Source organism: Streptomyces sp. WELS2 (assembly GCF_013870595.1).
Lineage (GTDB): Bacteria > Actinomycetota > Actinomycetes > Streptomycetales > Streptomycetaceae > Streptomyces.
This window is the reverse complement of the sequence record NZ_JACBWZ010000945.1, coordinates 1-2,208: the sequence shown is the minus strand read 5'-3', so window position 1 is coordinate 2,208 and position 2,208 is coordinate 1. Positions and strand designations below refer to the sequence as shown.

At 75.3% G+C, this 2,208-nt stretch carries 3 protein-coding genes and 2 pseudogenes; 2 read left to right on the top strand and 3 right to left on the bottom strand.

Features of this window, described 5'->3' with window-relative positions:
• Window positions 1-462: LON peptidase substrate-binding domain-containing protein (locus H5J33_RS32075; RefSeq protein ID WP_181798248.1), on the top strand; the 462-nt coding region annotated here is incomplete at its 5' end.
• Between the two features lie 21 nt (window positions 463-483).
• A complete protein-coding gene (ybaK, locus tag H5J33_RS32070) occupies window positions 484-984 on the top strand; it encodes a Cys-tRNA(Pro) deacylase (protein ID WP_181798247.1) in 501 nt (166 codons plus the stop codon).
• A gap of 82 nt (window positions 985-1,066) precedes the next feature.
• On the opposite strand, the gene H5J33_RS32065 is transcribed toward ybaK, so the two are convergent.
• From H5J33_RS32065 to H5J33_RS32055, 3 genes and pseudogenes are all read right to left on the bottom strand, one after another.
• Window positions 1,067-1,687 carry an AAA family ATPase gene (locus H5J33_RS32065; protein ID WP_181798246.1) on the bottom strand — a complete coding sequence of 207 codons (621 nt, stop codon included), beginning with the start codon at window positions 1,685-1,687 and terminating at the stop codon, window positions 1,067-1,069.
• A gap of 34 nt (window positions 1,688-1,721) precedes the next feature.
• Window positions 1,722-1,970: pseudogene (locus tag H5J33_RS32060) on the bottom strand (ABC transporter permease); the annotation flags it as partial.
• A 2-nt stretch (window positions 1,971-1,972) separates the two neighbouring features.
• Window positions 1,973-2,208 (bottom strand): annotated as a pseudogene (locus H5J33_RS32055) (hypothetical protein); the annotation flags it as partial.

Below are 2,208 nucleotides of genomic sequence, written 5' to 3'. Positions count from 1 at the left end.
TGTGTGGCCGACGCGGCGACCATCCGGGAGCGGTCCGACGGCACGTTCGAGGTCCTGGCGACCGGGACGACCCGGGTGCGGCTGCTGTCCGTGGACGCGTCGGGCCCGTATCTGACCGCGGAGCTGGAGGAGCTGGCGGAAGAGCCCGGTGACGACGCCGGCGCGCTGGCCGAGGACGTGCTGCGGTCCTTCCGCCGCTACCAGAAGCGGCTGGCGGGAGCGCGGGAGCGCTCGCTGTCGTCCGGGGCGGAGCTGCCGGACGACCCGGGCGTGGTGTCGTACCTGGTGGCCGCGGCGATGGTGCACGACACGCCGACCAAGCAGCGGCTGCTCCAGGCGCCGGACACCGCCTCGCGGCTGCGGGACGAGCTCAGGCTGCTGCGCGCGGAGACGTCGATCATCCGCAGCCTGCCGTCGCTGCCCGCGTTCGAGCTGACGCGGACGCCGACGAGCCTGAACTGAGGGACCACGAGGAAACCGAGGATGGCGAAGAAGCAGAAGAAGGCGCAGTCCGGGGGCACGCCCGCGACGGTGACCCTGACGGCGGCGGGCGTGGACTTCACCGTCCACTCCTACGACCACGACCCGTCCCACCCCTCCTACGGCGAGGAGGCGGCCGAGGCGATGGGCGTCTCCCCCGACCGGGTCTTCAAGACCCTGGTGGCCGAGGTCGACGGCTCCCTGGTGGTCGGCGTGGTCCCGGTGGCCGGCTCGCTGGACCTGAAGGCCCTGGCGGCAGCGGTGGGCGGCAAGCGGGCGACGATGGCCGACCCGGCGCTCGCCGAGCGCACCACGGGCTATGTCCGCGGCGGCATCTCCCCGCTCGGCCAGCGCAAGAAGCTCCCCACCGTCCTCGACGACTCGGCCGGCGCCCACCCCACCATCTGCGTCTCGGCGGGCCGCCGCGGCCTGGAGGTCGAACTGTCCCCGAAGGACCTGGCCGACCTGACGGACGCGGTACTGGCCCCGATCGGAAAGAGCTGAGGGGCACGCGGCTACGGCGGCCGGGGGGGTCCCGGGCCCGGGGGCGGGGCCGCGCTGCTACGGCGGCCCACGCCCCCGTGGGCTACAGCGTCTCGGGGTCGCGGGGGCCGAACAGGGCGGTCAGGCCGAGGTGGGCCAGGAGCGCGGCGATCGGCCAGGCCAGCAGCGCGCCCTTGGCCGACAGCTTCAGCGGCGCGGAGAACGTCACGCCCTTGCCCACGGCCTGGGCATGCGCGAGCACGTCCGATTCGGGGCCCAGCCAGATCCCGAGGCGCCAGGCCAGCAGGGATCCGAGCAGGCCCCCGAGGCCGAGCGCGACCACCAGGGGCACCCCGCCGCGCCGGCGCAGCAGGAAGACGACGAGCGCGCTGACCAGCCCGAAGCCGAGCCCCAGCAGAGTGAACGTTCCGTCGACCCCGACGGCCTGCTCCCCCTCGCTGTCCTTGAGGTAGACGACCCAGCTCTTGTCCAGCACGTCGCCGACCAGCGGCACGTGCGGAGCGAGCCACCACCACAGCAGCCCCAGCAGCACCCCGCCGAGCGTCAGCGCCACCGTGATCACGGCGCCCTCCCGCAGCTCCGTCCGCAGCCCGGGACCGTCCTGTTCCGGCCCGTGCCCGGCGAGCGTCCCGGCGGGCGGCGGCCCCTGCGGGAGCTGGTGCGCGGAGTCGTCGTGCGGTGGTGGAGTCAACGGTGCGGTCACCCTGCCATCGTGCCAGGTCGCGCCGCGCGCCGCGTCACCGGACGGCGGCCCTGCGGTAGGCCCGGGTCGCCACGGCCAGCGAGACGACGCCGACGCCCGCGCACACGCCCAGGTCGGCGAGGACGAGGGCCCAGTCCGGGTGGGGTGCGAAGGTCCGGGCGTACGCCTCCACGCCGTAGGTGGAGGGCAGCAGATCGCGGGCCAGCCGGATCACCTCCGGCATCCGGCCTGCCGGCAGCACGCCCAGCAGCAGCGCCGCCGACATGCCCAGCTGGCCGAGCAGCGGTCGGTGTCGGCGTCGTCCAGGCCGACGGCGACGCGCGCCGGGGCGCCGAGGAGTTCGTCGCTGTAGAGGGCGTCCAGCAGCCGCTGGCACTCCCCGGCCGTGGTGCGGCTCTTGAGCAGCCCGTCCCGCCAGGTGGCCGCGCCGCGCGTGGCGGTCCAGGGGGCGCCGAGGTCGGTCTGGGTGATCAGCGCGGCCCGCGCCTGCTCGTCGGGCCCGGTGCACGGCGTGCATGGGC